General features: G+C 60.9%; 22 protein-coding genes. 12 read left to right on the top strand and 10 right to left on the bottom strand.

The features are described 5' to 3' along the window. Positions 1–37 precede the first annotated feature (37 nt). The gene (locus tag ACXX9E_RS13120; RefSeq protein WP_123465669.1) at positions 38–1,003 is read left to right on the top strand and encodes a M29 family metallopeptidase; all 966 of its coding nucleotides are present in this window, start codon (positions 38–40) and stop codon (positions 1,001–1,003) included. Between the two features lie 232 nt (positions 1,004–1,235). Here ACXX9E_RS13120 and rluB read toward each other — a convergent pair whose 3' ends face one another. From rluB to ACXX9E_RS13090, 6 genes are all read right to left on the bottom strand, one after another. After that, positions 1,236–2,456: a 23S rRNA pseudouridine(2605) synthase RluB gene (gene rluB, locus ACXX9E_RS13115; protein WP_222833435.1), complete on the bottom strand. Its 1,221-nt coding sequence runs from the start codon at positions 2,454–2,456 to the stop codon at positions 1,236–1,238. Between the two features lie 143 nt (positions 2,457–2,599). Next, positions 2,600–2,791 carry a DUF1289 domain-containing protein gene (locus ACXX9E_RS13110; protein ID WP_186748515.1) on the bottom strand — a complete coding sequence of 64 codons (192 nt, stop codon included), beginning with the start codon at positions 2,789–2,791 and terminating at the stop codon, positions 2,600–2,602. A gap of 144 nt (positions 2,792–2,935) precedes the next feature. Then, positions 2,936–3,937, bottom strand: a complete 1,002-nt coding sequence (gene scpB / locus ACXX9E_RS13105) for an SMC-Scp complex subunit ScpB (RefSeq protein WP_458555525.1) — start codon at positions 3,935–3,937, stop codon at positions 2,936–2,938. 11 nt (positions 3,938–3,948) lie between these two features. After that, the gene (locus ACXX9E_RS13100) at positions 3,949–4,770 is read right to left on the bottom strand and encodes a segregation and condensation protein A (RefSeq protein WP_024012074.1); all 822 of its coding nucleotides are present in this window, start codon (positions 4,768–4,770) and stop codon (positions 3,949–3,951) included. Then, positions 4,771–5,400 carry an L-threonylcarbamoyladenylate synthase gene (locus tag ACXX9E_RS13095; RefSeq protein WP_007966016.1) on the bottom strand — a complete coding sequence of 210 codons (630 nt, stop codon included), beginning with the start codon at positions 5,398–5,400 and terminating at the stop codon, positions 4,771–4,773. It lies immediately after the preceding gene. A 13-nt stretch (positions 5,401–5,413) separates the two neighbouring features. Next, positions 5,414–6,277, bottom strand: a complete 864-nt coding sequence (locus ACXX9E_RS13090) for a PHP domain-containing protein (RefSeq protein WP_186748513.1) — start codon at positions 6,275–6,277, stop codon at positions 5,414–5,416. Positions 6,278–6,364: 87 nt separating this feature from the next. On the opposite strand from ACXX9E_RS13090, the gene ACXX9E_RS13085 reads away from it, so the two are divergent. From ACXX9E_RS13085 to ACXX9E_RS13060, 6 genes are all read left to right on the top strand, one after another. After that, positions 6,365–6,961 carry a septation protein A gene (locus ACXX9E_RS13085; RefSeq protein WP_123452630.1) on the top strand — a complete coding sequence of 199 codons (597 nt, stop codon included), beginning with the start codon at positions 6,365–6,367 and terminating at the stop codon, positions 6,959–6,961. A gap of 1 nt (position 6,962) precedes the next feature. Further along, positions 6,963–7,262, top strand: coding sequence for a YciI family protein (locus ACXX9E_RS13080; RefSeq protein WP_016987935.1), 300 nt, complete (start codon positions 6,963–6,965; stop codon positions 7,260–7,262). Positions 7,263–7,540: 278 nt separating this feature from the next. Then, positions 7,541–7,951 carry an SH3 domain-containing protein gene (locus ACXX9E_RS13075; RefSeq protein WP_123465659.1) on the top strand — a complete coding sequence of 137 codons (411 nt, stop codon included), beginning with the start codon at positions 7,541–7,543 and terminating at the stop codon, positions 7,949–7,951. 7 nt (positions 7,952–7,958) lie between these two features. Continuing rightward, positions 7,959–8,636, top strand: a complete 678-nt coding sequence (locus tag ACXX9E_RS13070; RefSeq protein WP_123465657.1) for a response regulator transcription factor — start codon at positions 7,959–7,961, stop codon at positions 8,634–8,636. A gap of 233 nt (positions 8,637–8,869) precedes the next feature. Then, a complete protein-coding gene (locus tag ACXX9E_RS13065; protein ID WP_128616258.1) occupies positions 8,870–9,319 on the top strand; it encodes an LTXXQ domain protein in 450 nt (149 codons plus the stop codon). 176 nt (positions 9,320–9,495) lie between these two features. Further along, on the top strand, positions 9,496–10,836 hold the full coding sequence (locus ACXX9E_RS13060) for a sensor histidine kinase (protein ID WP_128616257.1): 1,341 nt from the start codon (positions 9,496–9,498) through the stop codon (positions 10,834–10,836). A 949-nt stretch (positions 10,837–11,785) separates the two neighbouring features. On the opposite strand, the gene ACXX9E_RS13055 is transcribed toward ACXX9E_RS13060, so the two are convergent. Further along, positions 11,786–12,352, bottom strand: coding sequence for a nitroreductase family protein (locus tag ACXX9E_RS13055; protein WP_429541299.1), 567 nt, complete (start codon positions 12,350–12,352; stop codon positions 11,786–11,788). Positions 12,353–12,473: 121 nt separating this feature from the next. Here ACXX9E_RS13055 and ACXX9E_RS13050 point away from each other — a divergent pair, with 121 nt between their 5' ends. Continuing rightward, entirely contained in the window at positions 12,474–13,928 is a 1,455-nt protein-coding gene (locus tag ACXX9E_RS13050; RefSeq protein ID WP_123465649.1) for a TrkH family potassium uptake protein, read from the top strand. Here the strand turns inward: ACXX9E_RS13050 and ACXX9E_RS13045 are convergent. Next, the gene (locus ACXX9E_RS13045) at positions 13,885–14,946 is read right to left on the bottom strand and encodes an AraC family transcriptional regulator (protein ID WP_202894582.1); all 1,062 of its coding nucleotides are present in this window, start codon (positions 14,944–14,946) and stop codon (positions 13,885–13,887) included. The genes ACXX9E_RS13050 and ACXX9E_RS13045 overlap by 44 nt on opposite strands. A gap of 164 nt (positions 14,947–15,110) precedes the next feature. On the opposite strand from ACXX9E_RS13045, the gene ACXX9E_RS13040 reads away from it, so the two are divergent. Together ACXX9E_RS13040 and ACXX9E_RS13035 are read left to right on the top strand one after the other, a co-directional pair. Further along, entirely contained in the window at positions 15,111–15,422 is a 312-nt protein-coding gene (locus ACXX9E_RS13040; protein WP_123465645.1) for an Mpo1-like protein, read from the top strand. A 21-nt stretch (positions 15,423–15,443) separates the two neighbouring features. Continuing rightward, positions 15,444–16,037, top strand: coding sequence for an HD domain-containing protein (locus tag ACXX9E_RS13035; RefSeq protein ID WP_123465643.1), 594 nt, complete (start codon positions 15,444–15,446; stop codon positions 16,035–16,037). A gap of 115 nt (positions 16,038–16,152) precedes the next feature. Here the strand turns inward: ACXX9E_RS13035 and ACXX9E_RS13030 are convergent, their stop codons facing one another. Continuing rightward, entirely contained in the window at positions 16,153–16,968 is an 816-nt protein-coding gene (locus ACXX9E_RS13030; protein WP_123465641.1) for a UDP-2,3-diacylglucosamine diphosphatase, read from the bottom strand. A gap of 135 nt (positions 16,969–17,103) precedes the next feature. On the opposite strand from ACXX9E_RS13030, the gene ACXX9E_RS13025 reads away from it, so the two are divergent. Both ACXX9E_RS13025 and ACXX9E_RS13020 read left to right on the top strand, forming a co-directional pair. Next, positions 17,104–17,868 (top strand): AraC family transcriptional regulator, encoded by a 765-nt coding sequence (locus ACXX9E_RS13025; RefSeq protein WP_458555524.1) that lies wholly within the window; start codon positions 17,104–17,106, stop codon positions 17,866–17,868. A gap of 97 nt (positions 17,869–17,965) precedes the next feature. Then, on the top strand, positions 17,966–18,859 hold the full coding sequence (locus ACXX9E_RS13020; RefSeq protein WP_267804729.1) for a DMT family transporter: 894 nt from the start codon (positions 17,966–17,968) through the stop codon (positions 18,857–18,859). Here ACXX9E_RS13020 and ACXX9E_RS13015 read toward each other — a convergent pair. Next, positions 18,853–19,140, bottom strand: a complete 288-nt coding sequence (locus ACXX9E_RS13015; RefSeq protein WP_458555523.1) for an Rdx family protein — start codon at positions 19,138–19,140, stop codon at positions 18,853–18,855. The genes ACXX9E_RS13020 and ACXX9E_RS13015 overlap by 7 nt on opposite strands. Between the last annotated feature and the right edge of the window lie 63 nt (positions 19,141–19,203).

Raw genomic sequence — 19,203 nt, 5'->3', positions numbered from 1 at the left:
GCCTGCCGCTTCCTTCACGGTCAGTCAGGGAGTACTCATGGATAAGCCCCGTGCGATCTCGCATTTCCTTTACTACCTCGAACATCACCCCGCCCTTGCCGGCCTGGAGTCGGCGAAGGTATTGCTCGGCCACACCGCCGATTACGAAGCCCTGACCGGCGCCATCGCCGAACAGGCCGGTGATCACCCGCGTTTCACCTTCAGCGCAAGACGCCTGGATCTGGAAAGCACCGCAACGCTGACCGCAGCGATTGCCGATAGCGATCTGTACATTTTCTTCTACGACTCTTCCACCCTGCCCAACCCGCGTCCCGACGGCCCGGAGTTTGTCCGCGCGCTGCAAGGCGTAATGGCGGAAAACTGGAAGAAGTCGCTGCTGTTCAAGGATTACGGCGACTATTTCTACGACACCTTCAGCATCACCCCGCAGCGCATCGCCGGGCTCAACAGTCATCTGATCCAGCGCATGTCCCAGGCCACCACGCTGAGCTTCAGGGACGACCACGGCTCATGGTTCGAAACGCCGCTGAGCAGCATCAAGAAGTGGACCGACATCAACGGCGTCGGCAACTTCGACCTGGCCCCCGGCGAAATCGCCACCCACAGCGAAGCCATCAACGGCCATGTGAAATTCAAGGGCACCTTCCTCAGCACCATCCCCTTTGCGCGCAAGTACGGCGTGCTGGAGTCGCCACTGGAACTGTGGATCGAGAACTCGACCATCAGCCGCATCGCCACTGATGTGCCGGGGCTGGAGCATGATTTCAACAAATACCTGGACGCCAACCCGTCGAACCGGCGGATCGAGGAATTGGGGATCGGCACCAACGAAGGCGTGAAGGATCTGTATGCGCGCAATGCCGGGTTCGAGGAGCGGCACTGCGGGTTGCACCTGGGCCTCGGCGGTGGCGCCAAGGGTAGCCATCACCTGGACCTGATCTTTTCCGGCGGCGTTTTGGCGCTGGATGACAAGCCAGTGTTTGACGGGCGGTTTGTGTTCTGATCCTGCAAATTAGGTGGCTGCATTGGCCTCATCGCTGGCAAGCCAGCTCCCACATGGATCTGCGGTGTTCACAGGATTTATGCAGCGCTACAAAAAACTGTGGGAGCTGGCTTGCCAGCGATGAGGCCCTCAAAAGCACCACATACCTTTCGCCAGACGAAAAAAAACGCCAACCCTGAGGTTGGCGTTTTTGCTTGAGCTACAAGCTTGCCGCTAGAAACTCATAGCTGCCTTATTCCGGCTTCTTGCGACCAAACCCCGGACGCTGACCGGAACCTGCCGGCGCACCGCGGCGCTTGCCCGACGGCTTGTCGCCATCGACCAGCTTGATCCCCGGACGCTTTGGCGCAGGCTTGGCCGGGCGCTTGTTGATGGTGTCCGCAGGACGATCCGCCACAGGCGTGCCACGACCGGCAGGCGCACCACGCTCGCCACGTTCAGTGCGACCGTTGGCCGGACGCGGAGCGCGCTCGCCGTCACGGGCAACCGGCTTGCGACCCGGACGCTCGCCTTCGATCTGCGGCTCGCGGCTTGGGCGTGGGCCGGTCGGTGCGCCAGCGGCTGGACGCAGCGTGCGCACGCGCTCGGTCTTGGCCATTGGTCGAGACGATTTGCGCTGCATACGCTCAAGCTTGTCTTTGCTCTTGGCGTTCAGTTGCGGCATCGCTACCGGCGTCAGGCCGACTTCAGCACTGAGAATGTCGACTTCGTACTGACTCATTTCGCGCCAGCGGCCCATCGGCAGGTCGGAGTTGAGGAACACCGGACCGAAACGCACGCGCTTCAGACGGCTGACCACCAGCCCTTGGGATTCCCACAGACGACGAACCTCACGGTTACGACCTTCCATCACCACGCAGTGATACCAGTGGTTGAAACCTTCGCCACCTGGCGCCTGCTTGATGTCGGTGAACTTGGCGGGGCCGTCTTCCAGCACGACGCCGGCCTTCAGGCGCTCGATCATTTCGTCGTCGACTTCACCGCGTACACGCACGGCGTACTCACGGTCCATCTCGTAGGACGGGTGCATCAAACGGTTGGCCAGTTCACCGTCGGTGGTGAACATCAGCAGACCGGTGGTGTTGATGTCGAGACGACCGATGTTGATCCAGCGCCCCTCTTTCGGACGCGGCAGCTTGTCGAACACGGTCGGACGGCCTTCCGGGTCGTCACGGGTGCAGATCTCGCCATCGGGCTTGTTGTACATGATCACGCGGCGCACCGATTCGGCCGCCTCTTCGCGCTTGATGACCTTGCCATCAATGGTGATGGCGTCGTGCATGTCAACGCGCAGGCCGAGGGTGGCGTCTTTGCCATTGACCTTGATCCGGCCCTGGCTGATCCAGGCTTCAACGTCACGGCGCGAGCCGACGCCGATACGGGCGAGGACTTTCTGCAGCTTTTCGCCTGCTGGGCCGATTTCCTGGTCGTCTTTCTGATTGATGTCACTCATCTGGGCACCTCCCGGTGTGGTCTGTTCAGGCGGCGCCTGAAGCATTGAAATCTGGGTTTTCGGGCGAAGGGATCGCCGAAGGGTCGCGAATCATACGCGGATGTGCGCCATCGCGCATCAGAGACTAGCTGATCGTTCAACAGTTATTTCTTTTTCCGCCGACCGGCGCCACCGAGTTTGATCAGACGCAGCGCGGCTTCAGCCAGCACTGTGCGCTTGTCATCCTTGTCGAGTTTCTTCCAGGCCTTGATTTCGCGCTTGCTGCGGCCGCAACCGAGGCAGATGTCGTCGGAGAACTTGCAGAGGCTGATGCACGGGTCTTTTGCCGAACTCATTTGATATTCCTGGTTCACACTAAACCCTGTGGGAGCGAGCTTGCTCGCGAAGGCGGTATGTCAGATACATCATCTTTGAATGACACTCCGCTTTCGCGAGCAAGCTCACTCCCACAGGGGCCGTCATTGTTCTCCGGATTTCGGTCAGTCCTCGAATTCGCGGCGCTCGGCTTCGATGGCTTCGGCCAGGGCGCGGGCTTCGGCTTCTTCTTCGCTCAGTTCGGGTTCTGGCGCTGGCGCGGGTTGCTCAAGGGCAGCGACGGCTGCCAACAGTTTTTCCCGTGCTTCGGCGACGCCGAGGATGTCTTCTTCCGGTTCGGCTTCTGGCTCGGCTTCACGTTCAACTTCAATGGCCGGTTCGGCGATCGCGGTTTCAGGCTCAGGCTCGATCTGAGTCACTGCATCGGGCGTCGACACCTCACCGTCCGCCGCATCGCGCAGCAAGTCGTCGAAATCGGTCTTGATCCCCTCCTCCATGCTGTCCAGCTCCAGCAACAGCGTATGGAAGCTGGTCTCCTCCTTCTCCTCCTCCGGCTCGGCGCTGGCGTCGGCCAGTTCCTGCAAGCCTTGCGGTACCGGCGCGTCGTCGAAATCGAGCACCGGATCGGCTTCCATCTCGCGCAATTCGGCCAATGGCGGCAGGTCTTCGAGGTTCTTCAGGTTGAAGTGATCGAGAAAGGCCTTGGTGGTGGCGAACATCGCCGGCTTGCCGGGCACGTCGCGGTAACCGACGACGCGGATCCACTCGCGCTCCAGCAGGGTCTTGACGATGTTGCTGTTCACCGCCACGCCACGCACGTCTTCGATCTCGCCACGGGTGATCGGCTGGCGATAGGCGATCAGCGCAATGGTTTCCAGCAAGGCACGGGAATAACGCTGCGGGCGTTCTTCCCACAAGCGGCCAACCCACGGCGAAAACTTCTCGCGGATCTGCAGACGATAGCCGGAGGAGACTTCCTTGAGCTCGAAGGCGCGGCCTTCGCAAGACTTGCCCAACAGGGTCAGGGCTTTCTTGAAAACCGCAGGTTCGGGGCGTTCGCCTTCTTCGAACAGTTCAAACAGGCGCTCGAGGGATTGCGGCTTTCCCGAGGCCAACAGAAAGGCTTCAAGCAGGGGCGCCAGCTCGCGGGGTTCAGTCAGGTTCATGTTTCGACTCGTTATTCGGCTCGGGCTCGCACGTGGATCGCGGCGAACGGCTCATTCTGCACCAGCTCGACCAAAGATTCCTTGACCAGTTCAAGGATCGCCATAAAGGTCACCACCACTCCCAACCTGCCTTCTTCGGCGGTGAACAGCTCGACGAACGGCACGAAACCGCCGCCCTTGAGCCGTTCCAGCACATCGCTCATGCGCTCGCGGGTGGACAGTGCCTCGCGGCTGACCTGGTGGCTTTCAAACATATCGCCACGGCGCAGCACCTCGGCCATGCACATCAAAATCTCTTCCAGTGCGACATCCGGCAACAGCTTGCGCGCCCGGGCTTCCGGGGCGTCGAGCTTGGGCACGATCACATCGCGGCCGACCCGGCTCAAGCCGTCGATGCCTTCGGCGGCGGCCTTGAAGCGCTCGTATTCCTGCAAGCGGCGGATCAGTTCGGCACGCGGGTCGTCTTCTTCGTCTTCGACGGTTTCAGCCCGAGGCAGCAGCATGCGCGACTTGATCTCGGCGAGCATCGCGGCCATCACCAGGTACTCGGCGGCCAGCTCCAGACGCACCGACTGCATCAACTCGACATAGCCCATGTACTGGCGGGTGATTTCCGCCACCGGAATGTCGAGAATGTTGATGTTCTGTTTGCGGATCAGGTACAGCAGCAGGTCGAGCGGACCTTCGAAGGCTTCGAGAAAGACTTCCAGCGCATCCGGCGGAATGTACAGGTCCAGCGGCATTTCCATGACCGCCTGGCCATAGACCATGGCAAACGGCAGTTCCTGCTGGGCGCCGGCCTGGGGATCGACAACGGTTTCCACTGCGGACATTCAGGCCTCGACCATGAACGGCGCGGGGTCGCCGCAACCGACGCGGATCACTTCCGGATCGTCGCCGGTCAGGTCGATCACCGTGGACGCCTTGATCCCGCCGAAACCGCCGTCGATGATCAGGTCCACCTGGTGTTCAAGCAATTGACGCATTTCATAGGGATCGCTCAGCGGGTCTTCGTCGCCGGGCATGATCAGGGTCACGCTCATCAGCGGCTCGCCGAGTTCGGCCAACAGCGCCAGGGCGATTGGATGGCTGGGCACGCGCAGGCCGATGGTGCGCTTCTTCGGATGCAGGAGCAGCCGAGGCACTTCGCGGGTAGCGTTGAGAATAAAGGTGTAAGGCCCCGGCAAATGCGCCTTTAGTATGCGGAACGTGCCGGTGTCGATCTTGGCGTAATTGCCCAGTTGCGACAGGTCGCTGCAGATCAGCGCGAAGTTGTGCTTTTCATCCAGCTGACGCAGGCGCCGAACCCGCTCGATGGCGGTCTTGTCGCCGATCTGGCAACCAATGGCGTAGGAAGAGTCGGTAGGGTAAATCACCACCCCGCCCTTGCGGATGATCTCGACCGCCTGTTTGATCAGGCGCGCTTGCGGGTTTTCCGGATGAATCTGGAAAAATTGACTCACATTCTCTACCTGTTCAGACGGCGGCAATAACTGTGTCATGTTTGAACCGACACCACAGGGGTGGAAGGTCCTCGGGAACCGGCCGGTACTGGCCGATCTCGGACCAGCCTCCAGGGCCATGGAAATCACTGCCGGCGCTGACCAGCAGACCGAACTCACGGGCAAGGATCGCCAGGCTGCCCACCTGTTCTGCGGGCTGAAAGCCATTGACCACTTCAATCGCGTGCCCGCCCGCTTGAATATAGTCGGCAATCAGCTTTCGGCGCTTGCTGCGGGTGAAATCGTAGTGCCACGGATGCGCCAGGCTGACCCACGCATTGGCGGCGCGCAACGTGTCGACAGTGTCTTCCAGTGTCGGCCAGTGCAACTTGACGTCGCCCAACTTGCCAGCGCCGAGCCACTTGCGAAAGGCTTCGGCGCGATCCTTTACAAAACCTTCACGTACCATCCAGTCAGCGAAATGCGGACGGGCCGGCGCATTGCCGCTATCGCCCAGTTCCAGCTGAATCTGCCGGGCGCCATCGAGGGCGCCGGGCATGCCCTTGAGCGCGAGCTTGCGGCTTATTTCTTCCGACCGCAGCCAGCGGCCATCGTGCAATTTGGCAATTGCCTCGACCAACGGCGCGGCGTTGACGTCGAAACCGTAGCCCAGCACATGAATGGTCGCGCCGCCCCAGGTGCAGGACAATTCGACGCCGTTGACCAGTTGCATGCCCAATTCATCGGCGGCCGCGCGCGCTTCGGCGAGGCCTTCAAGGGTGTCGTGGTCGGTCAACGCCAGGACTCGCACGCCGTTTTCAAACGCACGCGCAACCAGAACCGCAGGCGCCAGGGCGCCATCGGAGGCCGTGCTATGGCAGTGCAAATCAACATTCACGGGGAGTTGTAACCTCAAATCAGCTGACGCTATCGCGCGCCCATATGTTTGTTATTATGCCGCCACATCCAGCTTCTGGCTCTTACTGTGAAACAATTCATCGATTTCATCCCGCTTCTGCTGTTCTTCATCGTTTACAAACTTGATCCACGGGTCGTCGACATCGCTGGCCATGAAGTGACTGTAGGCGGTATTTACAGCGCCACCGCGATGCTGATCATCAGCTCCCTCGTGGTGTACGGTGCGTTGTTCATCAAACAGCGCAAGCTGGAAAAGAGCCAATGGCTGACCCTGATCGCCTGCCTGGTATTCGGCAGCCTGACGCTGGCCTTCCACAGCGAGACCTTCCTCAAGTGGAAAGCGCCGGTGGTCAACTGGCTGTTCGCCGTGGCCTTCATCGGCAGTCACTTCATCGGTGACCGCCTGCTGATCAAACGCATCATGGGCCACGCACTGACCCTGCCGGATCCGGTCTGGACCCGCCTGAACATCGCCTGGATCGGCTTTTTCCTGTTTTGCGGGGCCGCCAACCTGTTCGTCGCCTTCACCTTCCAGAGCATCTGGGTGGACTTCAAGGTGTTCGGCAGCCTGGGCATGACCGTGCTGTTCCTGGTCGCTCAGGGCATCTACCTGTCTCGTCACCTGCACGACGCCGATACCACAACACCAAAAACCGAGGACTGACATGCTCTACGCCATCATTGCCACCGACGTCGCCAACTCGCTGGAAGCCCGCCTGGCCGCGCGCCCTGCGCACCTGGAACGCCTGCAAGCGCTCAAGGGCGAAGGTCGCATCGTATTGGCCGGCCCGCACCCGGCGGTCGACAGCAATGATCCGGGCGCAGCGGGTTTCACCGGCAGCCTGATCGTCGCCGAGTTCGATTCGCTGAGCGCCGCGCAAGCGTGGGCCGATGCCGATCCGTACATCGCCGCTGGCGTGTATGCCAATGTGATCGTCAAACCGTTCAAGCAAGTCCTCCCGTAAAAGACCAGAAGCCCCAGTAGCAAGGGGATTTATCCCCGTTGGGTGGCGAAGGCGCCCCAAAGCCATCCAATGCGGTGTGCCTGTCACACCGCAGTCCCTGTTATTGGGACAGCTTCGCTGCCCATCGGGGATAAATCCCCTCGCCACAAAGTCACCTGCACTACAAACCAGTCTTCCCCGGCACTGAACCTTCTCGGTTCTTGCTGCTCTCAATCGCTCATTATTCTCGTTTGTCTGCCGACAACCTGCCCAATATCCATTTGGAAGCAGGTGTCGCGATGCGCAAGGGTCCGTTGTGTCTGATGTTGGTCACGTTGTCGATCATGGCGCCCGCCCATGGTGAGGAAACCACCGAAGGCGGCAGCTCCACGCCATTGTCATTGAGTGCCGGCAGTCAGATCACCGAGTTGCAACAGCGCCTCAAGGTCAGCGAACAGCAGCGGGAAGAACTGAGCAAACAATTGCAAAATGCCGACAACACCCGCGAAAGCGCCCAGCTCGCCCGGTTGCGCCAGGAGAACCAGCGTCTCAAGCTGCAACTCAAGGAAGCCCAGGCCAGCCCGCTCCCGCGTCTGTTGACCGAACAGCAGCAGTGGTTCGTCACCGGTGCCGGAGTAGCGCTATTGGCGCTGCTCTGCGGTATCTTTGCCAGTGGAGCAAGCCGAAAACGTCGGCAATGGCTAAATTGAGTGAGTCATGAGCGAGCTGTTACTGATTGATGATGACCAGGAGTTGTGCGAACTCCTGAGTAGCTGGCTGAGCCAGGAAGGCTTCCAGGTGCGCGCCTGCCACGATGGCCAGAGTGCGCGCAAGGCGTTGGCCGAATCGTCGCCCGCGGCGGTGGTGCTGGACGTGATGCTGCCCGACGGCAGCGGCCTGGAACTGCTCAAGCAACTGCGCAACGATCACGCCGATCTGCCGGTGCTGATGCTTTCGGCCCGAGGCGAGCCGCTGGACCGCATCCTCGGCCTGGAGCTCGGCGCCGATGATTACCTGGCCAAGCCGTGCGATCCCCGTGAACTGACCGCCCGCCTGCGCGCCGTGTTGCGCCGCAGCCATCCGGCAGCGGTGTCGACTCAACTGGAACTGGGCGACCTGAGCTTCAGCCCGGTGCGTGGCGTGGTCAGCATCGACGAGAAAGAACTGACCCTCACCGTGTCCGAAAGCCGCCTGCTCGAAGCCCTGCTCAAGCAGCCCGGCGAGCCGCTGGATAAACAGGAACTGGCGCAACTGGCCCTCGGCCGCAAGCTGACCCTGTACGACCGCAGCCTGGACATGCACGTCAGCAACCTGCGCAAGAAGATCGGCCCGCACCCGGACGGTCGTCCACGGATCGTCGCCCTGCGTAGCCGCGGTTACTTCTATAGCCTCTGAACCTGCCACCCCCTGTAGGCGTGAGCCTGCTCGCGATGGCAGTGTGTCAGTCGACACTTTCTTGCCAGATACACCGCTATCGCGAGCAGGCTCACGCCTATAGGGGTGTGTTTGTAAGGTTGGACACAAAGCGTCTTTACCCAAGCTTTACGCAGCGCTGACCGCCGCTGACCTTGATCTCCGTAATCTGTACTCATCCGGAACGTACCGGGAACGAGACAAGGAGATACACCATGCGCAAGACTCTTATCGCTCTGATGTTCGCTGCCGCTCTGCCAACCGTCGCCATGGCCATGCCGCAGGATGGCGGCCCGATGGGTGGCCCAATGGATGGCGCTCGCCACGGCGGTCAGATGCACGGCATGCACGGCAAAGGACCGTACAGCCAACTCGACCTGTCTCGCGAACAGCGCGAGCAGATCCGCAAGATCATGGGCGAGCAGATGCACGAGCGTAAGCAAGTGGTCGAGAAGTACCTGGAAAAACTCTCGCCGGCTGACCAGAAAGCCATGAAGGACGAGATGGCGGCCAACCACAAGAAAGCCGAAGCCGACGTACGCAACCTGCTGAAGCCGGATCAACAGAAGAAATTCGACGAGATCCAGAAGAAACAGGCGGAACGCCGCGCCGAATGGGCCGAGTTCAAGGCGTGGAAAGCGCAACAGCCGCAAAAAGCGCAATAATGTTCTAATCACAGGCCCGGCGGCATATTCCGTGGGGCCTGTTTTTACCGATCCAAATGCAGGAGTGAGCCTGCTCGCGATAGCGGTGTGCCAGTCGACAGAATCGTGTCTGGCCCACCGCTATCGCGAGCAGGCTCACTCCTACAGGGGTTTTGTGTTTGTTCTGAGGAATTTCTGTGCGTTCATTGTTCTGGCGTATTCTCGCGAGCTTCTGGCTGGCCATCGCTCTGGTGGCCGGGTTGTCCATTCTGCTCGGGCACATGCTCAACCAGGACGCGTGGATCCTCAGCCGTCACCCGGGCCTCAACACATTGGCCAGTGAATGGACGCAAACCTACGAAGCCCAGGGCGAAGAAGCCGCCCAGACGATCCTCGAACAACGCAAACGCCAGTATCACATCGACGTTCAGGTGCTCAACGAAAGCGGTGATCCGGTGGTCCGCGGCACCTTCCCGCGCCGCGCCGCCGCCTTCGAAGCCCGCCAGAACAACGATGACCGCCGCCTGCCCTGGCGGCGCCTGACCGACGAGTTCACCAGCGAAAAAACCGGTGACACCTATCTGTTCATCTTCCGCATCCCGCACCCGGAACTCGACGCCTGGCACCGCGATAGCCTGCTTTGGCCGCTCAGTGCGCTGGGTATTGCGCTGGTGGTACTGACCCTGTTCAGCCTCTTGGTCACGTTCTCCATCACCCGCCCGCTCAGCCGTTTGCGCGGCGCGGTGCATGACCTGGGACAGACCACCTATCAGCAGAACAGCCTGGCGAAACTGGCCAACCGCCGCGACGAATTCGGCGTGCTGGCCACCGACTTCAACCGCATGGGTGCGCGCCTGCAAAGCCTGATCGGCAGTCAGCGGCAATTGCTGCGTGATGTGTCCCACGAATTGCGCTCACCGCTGGCACGGTTGCGGATTGCCTTGGCGCTGGCGGAACGGGCCAACCCAGAGGAACGCGAGAAACTCTGGCCACGACTGACACGCGAGTGTGATCGGCTGGAAGCGTTGATCAGTGAAATTCTGGTATTGGCGCGAGTCGATGCCGACAACGCCAGTGCTGAAGAGGTGGATCTGAATACGTTGCTCGGCACGTTGCAGAAGGACGCGAAACTGGCATCGCCCGAGCAGATCGTGCGTCTTGATGCCGAACCGCAGCTGAATCTGAAGGGCTGGCCGACCATGATCGAGCGCGCCGTCGATAACCTGCTGCGCAATGCCCAGCGCTTCAATCCGGAAGGTCAAGCGATTGAAATGCAGGCCTCGCGTCAGGGCGAAAAAATTGTCGTGAGCGTGCGCGACCATGGCCCGGGGGTGCAGGCTGAGCATTTGAGCCAGTTGGGCGAACCGTTTTACCGGGCGCCGGGGCAGACGGCGGCGGGACATGGCCTGGGCCTGGCGATTGCCCGGCGAGCGGCGGAACGCCATGGTGGGAGTTTGACGCTGGCCAATCATCCGCAGGGCGGGTTTATTGCGAGTCTGGAATTGCCGCTTGTACCCGGCGCCGTCGTCCAACCCTAAAAGCCACCCTCACCCCAGCCCTCTCCCGGAGGGAGAGGGGGCCGACCGAGGTGTCTGGCGCCCTGCATCGAGTTGAAACACCGAGTCGATTATGGACTCCAAGCCGTGATCGGGTCTGGATTCAGCCAGGCACGTCCAGGTCGGCGCGTCTCTGCAACATCCCACAATCAGTCCCCTCTCCCTGCGGGAGAGGGCTGGGGTGAGGTGTCTGGCGCCCTGCATCGACCTGACAGACCGAGTTGATTATGGATGCTGAATCCGTAATCAACTCTGTATCCGAATTGAACCGAAGTCGATTATGGATTCAGCGAAGAACGTTCAGGTCGGCGTATCTCTACAACATCCCCCAATCAGCCCCCTCTCCCTCCGGGAGAGGGCTGGGGTGAGGTGCCTGGTGCCCTGCATCGACCTGACAAACCGAGTTGATTATGGATGCTGAATCCGTAATCAACTCTGTATCCGAATTGAACCGAAGTCGATTATGGATTCAGCGAAGAACGTTCAGGTCGGCGTATCTCTACAACATCCCCCAATCAGCCCCCTCTCCCTCCGGGAGAGGGCTGGGGTGAGGTGTCTGGTGCCCTGCATCGACCTGACAAACCGAGTTGATTATGGATGCTGAATCCGTAATCAACTCTGTATCCGAATTGAACCGAAGTCGATTATGGATTCAGCGAAGAACGTTCAGGTCGGCGTATCTCTACAACATCCCCCAATCAGCCCCCTCTCCCTCCGGGAGAGGGCTGGGGTGAGGTGTCTGGCGCCCTGCATCGACCTGACAGACCGAGTTGATTATGGATGCTGAATCCGTAATCAACTCTGTATCCGAATTGAACCGAAGTCGATTATGGATTCAGCGAAGAACGTCCAAGTCGGCGTATCTCTACAACATCCCCCAATCAGTCCCCTCTCCCTCCGGGAGAGGGTCAGGGTGAGGGGCTTTTGATCTTCAGGCTTTACCCGGCCAGGCGCTAACGAACTCGGCCAGGTCAACCTTCTCCGCCACACGCGGCTCTTTCTGCGGGGTGCCGAGGTACAGGAACGCGATCACCTCTTCCCCTTCCGCCAGCCCCAACCCTTGGGCCACATGCTTGGAATACGCCAGATCACCGGTGCGCCACACCGCGCCAATCCCCTGCGCATACGCCGCCAGCAAAATCCCGTGGGCGGCACAACCGGCCGCCAGCAACTGCTCGGCTTTCGGGTATTTGACGTGATCCTGCAACTTCGCAATCACCACAACCACCAACGGAGCACGCAGCGGACCGTTGCGTGCCTTGTCGATCATCGCTTCAGTGACTTCGCCTTCCTGCATTTGCGCGGCTTCGGCCAGCAACTCGCCCATCTGCTCGCGCGCCGAGCCTTCGACGGTCAGGAAACGATAAGGCTGCAAGTGCCCGTGATCCGGCGCACGCAGGGCCGCGGAGAACAACGCTTCGCGCTGTGCGGCGGTGGGGGCCGGTTCGACCAGTCGTGGAACGGAAACACGGTTGAGCAAAGCGTCGAGAGCCTGCATCGGCCACCTCCTGAGAAAAATGTGCGGCTATTCTAGCGGTATCTGCCAACCGGGTGCCGGTTTACATGCCTGCCCCCACGGGTAGAATGGCGCCCTTCCCACATCAGCCCGAGCGGACTTCATGGCGTTGCCGACCTTACGGATCATTGGTTTCATCATCGGCATCTTCCTGATCACCCTGGCCGTGGCCATGGTCGTGCCGATGGCCACCCTGGTGATTTTCGAGCGCACCAGCGACCTGCCGTCGTTCCTCTGGGCGAGCATGATCACCTTCGTCGCCGGCCTCGCGCTGGTGATTCCCGGCCGGCCGGAACACATTCATCTGCGCCCCCGCGACATGTATTTGCTCACCGTCAGCAGCTGGCTGGTGGTGTGTATTTTCGCCGCACTGCCATTTCTGCTGACCCAGCACATCAGCTACACCGACTCGTTTTTCGAAAGCATGTCCGGCATCACCGCGACCGGTTCGACCGTGCTCAGCGGGCTCGACACCATGTCCCCGGGGATTCTGATGTGGCGCTCACTGCTGCACTGGCTCGGCGGCATCGGCTTCATCGGCATGGCGGTGGCAATTTTGCCGTTGCTGCGCATCGGCGGCATGCGCCTGTTCCAGACCGAATCCTCGGACCGTTCGGAAAAGGTCATGCCGCGCTCGCACATGGTGGCGCGGCTGATTGTGGCAGCGTATGTCGGCATCACCATCCTCGGCAGCCTGGCGCTCTGGTGGGCCGGGATGAGCCCGTTCGATGCAATCAACCATGCGATGTCGGCGATCTCCACGGGCGGGTTCTCGACCTCCGACCAGTCCCTGGCCAAGTGGACACAACCGGCCGTGCACTGGGTCGCGATCGTGATCATGATCCTCGGCAGCCTGCCGTTCACTCTCTACGTGGCGACATTGCGCGGCAACCGCAAGGCGTTGATCAGGGATCAGCAGGTGCAGGGTTTATTGGCGATGTTGCTGGTGACCTGGCTGGTACTCGGCACCTGGTACTGGTGGACGACCAAACTGCACTGGCTGGAGGCGTTGCGGCATGTCGCGCTGAACGTGACCTCGGTGGTCACCACCACCGGGTTTGCCCTGGGCGACTACAGCCTGTGGGGCAACTTCTCGTTGATGCTGTTCTTCTATCTGGGTTTTGTTGGTGGCTGTTCCGGCTCGACAGCGGGCGGGATCAAGATTTTCCGCTTCCAGGTCGCCTACATCCTGCTCAAGGCCAACCTTAACCAGCTGATTCACCCACGCGCGGTGATCAAGCAGAAATACAACGGCCACCGCCTAGACGAAGAGATCGTGCGCTCGATTCTGACCTTCTCGTTCTTCTTCGCCATCACCATCTGCGTGATTGCCCTGCTGCTGTCGCTGCTCGGCGTCGACTGGATGACCGCGCTGACCGGCGCCGCGAGCACCGTGTCCGGCGTCGGCCCGGGCCTGGGTGAAACCATCGGCCCGGCGGGCAACTTCGCCACCCTGCCGGATGCCGCCAAGTGGATTCTGTCGTTCGGCATGCTGCTCGGCCGCCTGGAAATCATTACGGTGTTTGTGCTGTGCATTCCGGCCTTTTGGCGTCACTGACCGCGTTCGGCGCCTGCAACAACCGCGTCCGGTAATCGCCGGGCGTGGTGTCGAACCAGCGGCGGAAGGCGCGGAAGAAATTACTCGGATCGGCAAATCCCAGCAGATAAGCGATCTCCAGCAGGGTCATGCTCGGTTGCGCCAGATACTGTTCGGCCAGTTCGCGGCGGGTGTCATCGAGCAACTGCTGAAAACTGGTGCCCTCCTCCTGCAAGCGGCGCTGCAAGGTCCGTTGCGACAGGTGCAGGGTCTGCGCCACGGTGTCGCGCTTCGGTTCGCCTTGTGGCAACAACCGGCACAACACCTGCCGCGCCTTGTGGGTCACGCGGCTTTCGGAAAAGCGCGCCAGATATTCCCCGGCAAACCGGTCGTGCAGCAGCGCCATCGCTTCATTGGCCGTCGGTAGCGGCGCTTCCATATCCGCGCGTTCGAAGATCAGTGCGTCATACGGTGCGTTGAACACCAGGGGCGCGTGAAAGGCTTGTTTATAAGGCTCCAGATCGGCGGGCTGATCGCCCTGCACCAACACTTTGACCGGGTGCAGCGTGCGCCCGGTCAACCAGCCGCACAGGCCCAGCGCGCAGGCCAGCGAGGCTTCGGCGCTTTGTCGGGTCGGCGGCAGATGATCGCCGTGCACGGTCAGAATCAGCGCATAACCTTCATCGAGCAGGCGAAAACTCAGGTCGGCGCTTTCGGCAATGATCCGTTGATAACGCACCAAGCGTTGAAAGCCTTCGGCCAGCGTGTTGCTCGACATCAACGCGTAGCCGGCGACGTGAAACGACGCCGGCCGCACCACTTTTCCCATGTTCAGGCCGATCGCCGGGTTACCGGACAACTCAACCGCCCTTTGCCACAGGCGGGTCATGGAATCTTGCGGGAAACGTGCATCCGGATCATCCAGAGCCGCGTAATCGAGCCCCAGTTGCTTGAACAGAGCCCGGCAATCCAGGCCGTCCATCTCCAATGCTTTGACAATCCCCATCGCCCAGCTTGCAGAAGTCGTTCGTTCGCTCATGGCGTTTTTCTTTTACATGATGGCCCGCATGCTACGGCCCGATTTGCGAAGGATACTAAAGTGGCGCCGATTGTCACTGGCCCACCCCCATGATCACTCTAGACTCAAATAGGCTACCCGCAGAACAACTCGTCGCCAGAACAATAACCACAGAGAACGCGGTCGTGGAAAACATAAAGCATTTCAACAGCTTCGCTGAGTTCTATCCGTATTACCTCAGCGAGCACAGCAACAGCACCTGTCGGCGCCTGCATTTCATCGGCACGACACTGGTGATTCTTATTCTGGCCCTGACTCTCGCCAAAGGCGCCTGGCTGCTATTGTTGGCCTTGCCGCTGGCCGGCTACAGCTTCGCCTGGATCGGGCATTTCTTTTTCGAGAAAAACCGCCCGGCGACGTTTCAGCATCCGCTGTACAGCCTGCTCGGCGACTTCGTCATGTACCGCGACATGATCCTGGGTCGCGTGGCGTTCTGAACAACCCGACGAGGATGGCCGATGAGCGCCAATGCCCGTTTCACCCACATGAAAGACGGCACCCAGGAAGACTGGGCAATCATTGCGGCGGATTTCAGTGCCTACGCCAGACAATTGCCGGCGCGGATCATGACCCACCTGAAATTGCTCGAAGGGGATTTCGGCGGCTTCCCGGTGGACCGCCTGACCCACTCGCTGCAAACCGCAACCCGAGCCTTGCGCGACGGGCGCGATGAGGAATATGTGGTGTGCGCGCTGCTGCACGACATTGGCGACACCTTGGGCTCCTACAACCACCCGGACATTGCCGCAGCGATCCTCAAGCCGTTCGTCAGTGCCGAGAACCTGTGGATGGTCGAGAAGCACGGCATCTTTCAGGGCTACTATTTCTTCCATCACCTGGGCATGGATCGGCATCTGCGCGAGCAGTTCAAAGAGCACCCGCAGTTCCAGGCGACCGCCGAGTTTTGTGCCAAGTACGATGCGGCGGCGTTTGATCCAGCCTATGACACCCTGCCGCTGAGTTTCTTCGAGCCGATGGTGGAAAGGCTGTTTGCGCAGCCGAAGAACTCGATTTACAAAGCCGCAATGGAAGAACACACCACCACCGCTTGATGTTGTTTGTACTGGCCTCATCGCTGGCAAGCCAGCTCCCACAAGATTGTGTGCCGTTCACAAAACCTGTGGGAGCTGGCTTGCCAGCGATGAGGCCCTCTAAACCACCCGAGACTCAGGCCAGTTCGGCGACTTTGGCCGCCTTGAGCTGCGCTTCGCGTGCCTGGGCATCCGCCAGGCGATACAACTCGATCGTGCCGTCCCAATGCTCGATCAACGCCGTGCACGATTCCACCCAGTCGCCGCAATTGAGGTAATCGACCTCGCCAACCTTGCGGATCTCGGCATGGTGAATGTGCCCGCAGACCACACCATGCAGCTCGCGCTTCACGCATTCATGGGCGATGGCTTCTTCGAAGTCGCTGATGAAACTCACCGCGGTTTTTACCTTGTGCTTGAGATACGCCGACAACGACCAGTACCCGTAGCCATACCGCGCACGCCAGTGATTGAGCCAGCGGTTGAGGGTCAGGGTGAATTCGTAGGCCGAATCGCCGAGGAAGGCCAGCCAGCGATGATAGCGGGTGATCACATCGAACTGATCGCCGTGAATCACCAGCAAATGCCGCCCGTCTGCCGTGACATGCACCGCCTCGTCGACCAACTGGATATTGCCCAGAATCAGCTTCGAATAGCGGCGCAGGAATTCGTCGTGGTTGCCGGTGACGTAAATCACTTCGGTGCCGCGCTTGCTCATGGTCAGCAAGCGGCGGATCACGTTGGTGTGCGCTTGTGGCCAATACATGCCGCCACGCAGTTTCCAACCGTCGATGATGTCGCCGACCAGGTAGATCTTGTCGGCGTGATAGCCCTTGAGAAACGTCGACAAGTGTTCCGCCTGGCAATCCCGCGTGCCCAGGTGCACGTCGGAAATCCACAAGGTGCGCACTCGCTGTTTACGGCTGGGTTTGGCAAGCTCGGCGCTGGTCATGGGCAACCCTCTACGATGTTTTCGCCAGAGTGCGCCCGTCCGGTTAATCGACCATGACAGGCGCGAGTCAGTCCTGTGACAACGCATCCGGCGCGGGCCGGTGTAGACTGGCGATCACTCCGGAGACGAACTGCGATGCGACCGATCCTCACCCTGCGCGACTACACCCATGATCTGATCGTCCACAGCCACGAGCACGCTCAACTGGTGTTCGGGTTATCGGGCGCGCTGGATTTCGAGGTCGAGGGCCAGGGCAGTCAGGTGCGCCAGCAGAGTTTCGTGGTCGTCCCGTCCGGCGCCCATCATGCCTGCGGCAGCCCTGATGGCAGTCGCTGCCTGGTGCTCGACATCCCTGAGGGGCCGTGGGTAACGGAGTCATTGGGCGAGCATGCCGAGGCCAGTCGCCGCCTGCTCGACAATCCGGCGCGCCGGACACTGGATACCGGGCAAAGTCAATTGGTCAGTTGGCTGGCCAGCAGCCCCATCAGTGATCCGCTGATCGCTCGCCAGGGTGCCGTGTTGCTGTTGGCCAGCCTCAATCATGCCAGGCCGGCCGAACTCGCCGCGCGCCGCCTGCCCTACGCAGCGCTGGACGCGCACATCGAGCAATACGCCGCCTATCCACTGCAAGTCGCCGACCTGGCGCGCATCGCCGGCCTGTCCAGCGCGCGCCTGCATGCGCGGTTCATGGCCGAATGCGGACAGACGCCGATGGACTACATTCGCAGCCGGCGCCTGCATCTGGCGGTGCGACTGTTACGCGACACTGCACTGCCGATCGGCGAAGTAGGCAGCCGCGTAGGCTACAGCTCGCAAAGTGCTTTTTCAGCCGCAGTCCTGCGTGAGTTCGGTTCATCACCCGGCCAGCTTCGGCGCGAGTCCTACAACAAAAGACGCTAGTCTGCCGACAGACTTATCAGCCTGCATACGATTCAATGCGCAGGCGCTGCCGAAGGCTGCGCCTACCGTTGAATATGTGCCTGAATTAAGGATTGCGATGACCCCGCGTACTGCCCTTGGCGCCCTGCATATTGGCGCCCTGATGTTCGGCCTGACCGGTGTGTTCGGCAAACTCGCTGCGGCATCACCTGCCGTGATCGTGTTCGGCCGTGCCGCGTTCGCCGTGCTCGCCCTGGCTTTTTTTGCCCGTTTCGCCAGCCAGAACGGCTGGAAAAAACTCCAGGCTGTGGACTGGCGACGCCTCGCCCTCAGCGGTGTGTTGCTGGCCGGGCATTGGGTGAGCTTTTTCGTTTCGGTAAAAATCGCCGGGGTGGCGATTGCGACGCTGGGCTTTGCCAGTTTCCCGGCGTTCACGGTGATTCTCGAAGGGCTGATCTTCCGCGAACGCATCCGCGCCAACGAGATCGTGCTGGTGGTGCTGGTCACGGTCGGTCTGGTGCTGGTGACGCCGGCGTTCGATCTGGCCAGTGGCGCGACCACCGGCCTGCTTTGGGCGGTGCTGTCCGGCCTGTTGTTTTCCCTGCTGTCACTGACCAATCGCGCCAGCTCCGGGCGCATCCCGGCGGTGCAGGCGGCGCTGTGTCAGAACGTCGTGGTCGCCGTGTGCCTGCTGCCGGTCGCGGCGCCGCAACTCAGCGAAGTGCGCGCACTGGACTGGCTGTGGATCGGCCTGCTCGGGGTGTTCTGCACCGGGGTGGCCCACAGCCTGTTCGTGGCCAGTCTGGCGGTGATCAAGGCGCGCACGGCAGCGGTGGTGTTTGCGATGGAGCCGGTTTACGGCATCACTGTCGCCTGGCTGCTGTTTGACGAGAACCCGACACTGCGGATGTTGCTCGGTGGTGCGCTGATCATCGTCGCAATCGTCGTGTCGGCGCGGATGTCAGGTCATGCGGACAAGAAAACCGTCGCCGCCGAGGCCGCGTCTCACTGAGTGCTGTCGTTGTGGCCGAGGTCGCGGTCAGGGTCGATCTGATCGCGCACCCGTTGCTTCAACACCTTGGCTTCGGGAAAGCCACCGTCGGCCTTGCGCTCCCAGATCTGCACGCCAGCGCAGGTGATGTGAAACACCCCGCCGGTGCCCGGCACCAACGAGACTTTGCCGAGGTCGTCGGCAAAGGTGCTGAGCAACTCCTGGGCCAGCCATGCGGCGCGCAACAGCCATTGGCATTGCGTGCAATAGGTGATGACAACTTCTGCTTTTGCGGCGGTCATGTTCGCTGAAACTCCTGAGACAGAGGGCGCCGCTATAATAGCCGGCTTTACAGTTTGCCCCGA

The organism is Pseudomonas sp. GNP014, from assembly GCF_054344005.1.
Note: the sequence above shows the minus strand (reverse complement) of the source record. Positions and strands in the feature narration are given on the sequence as shown.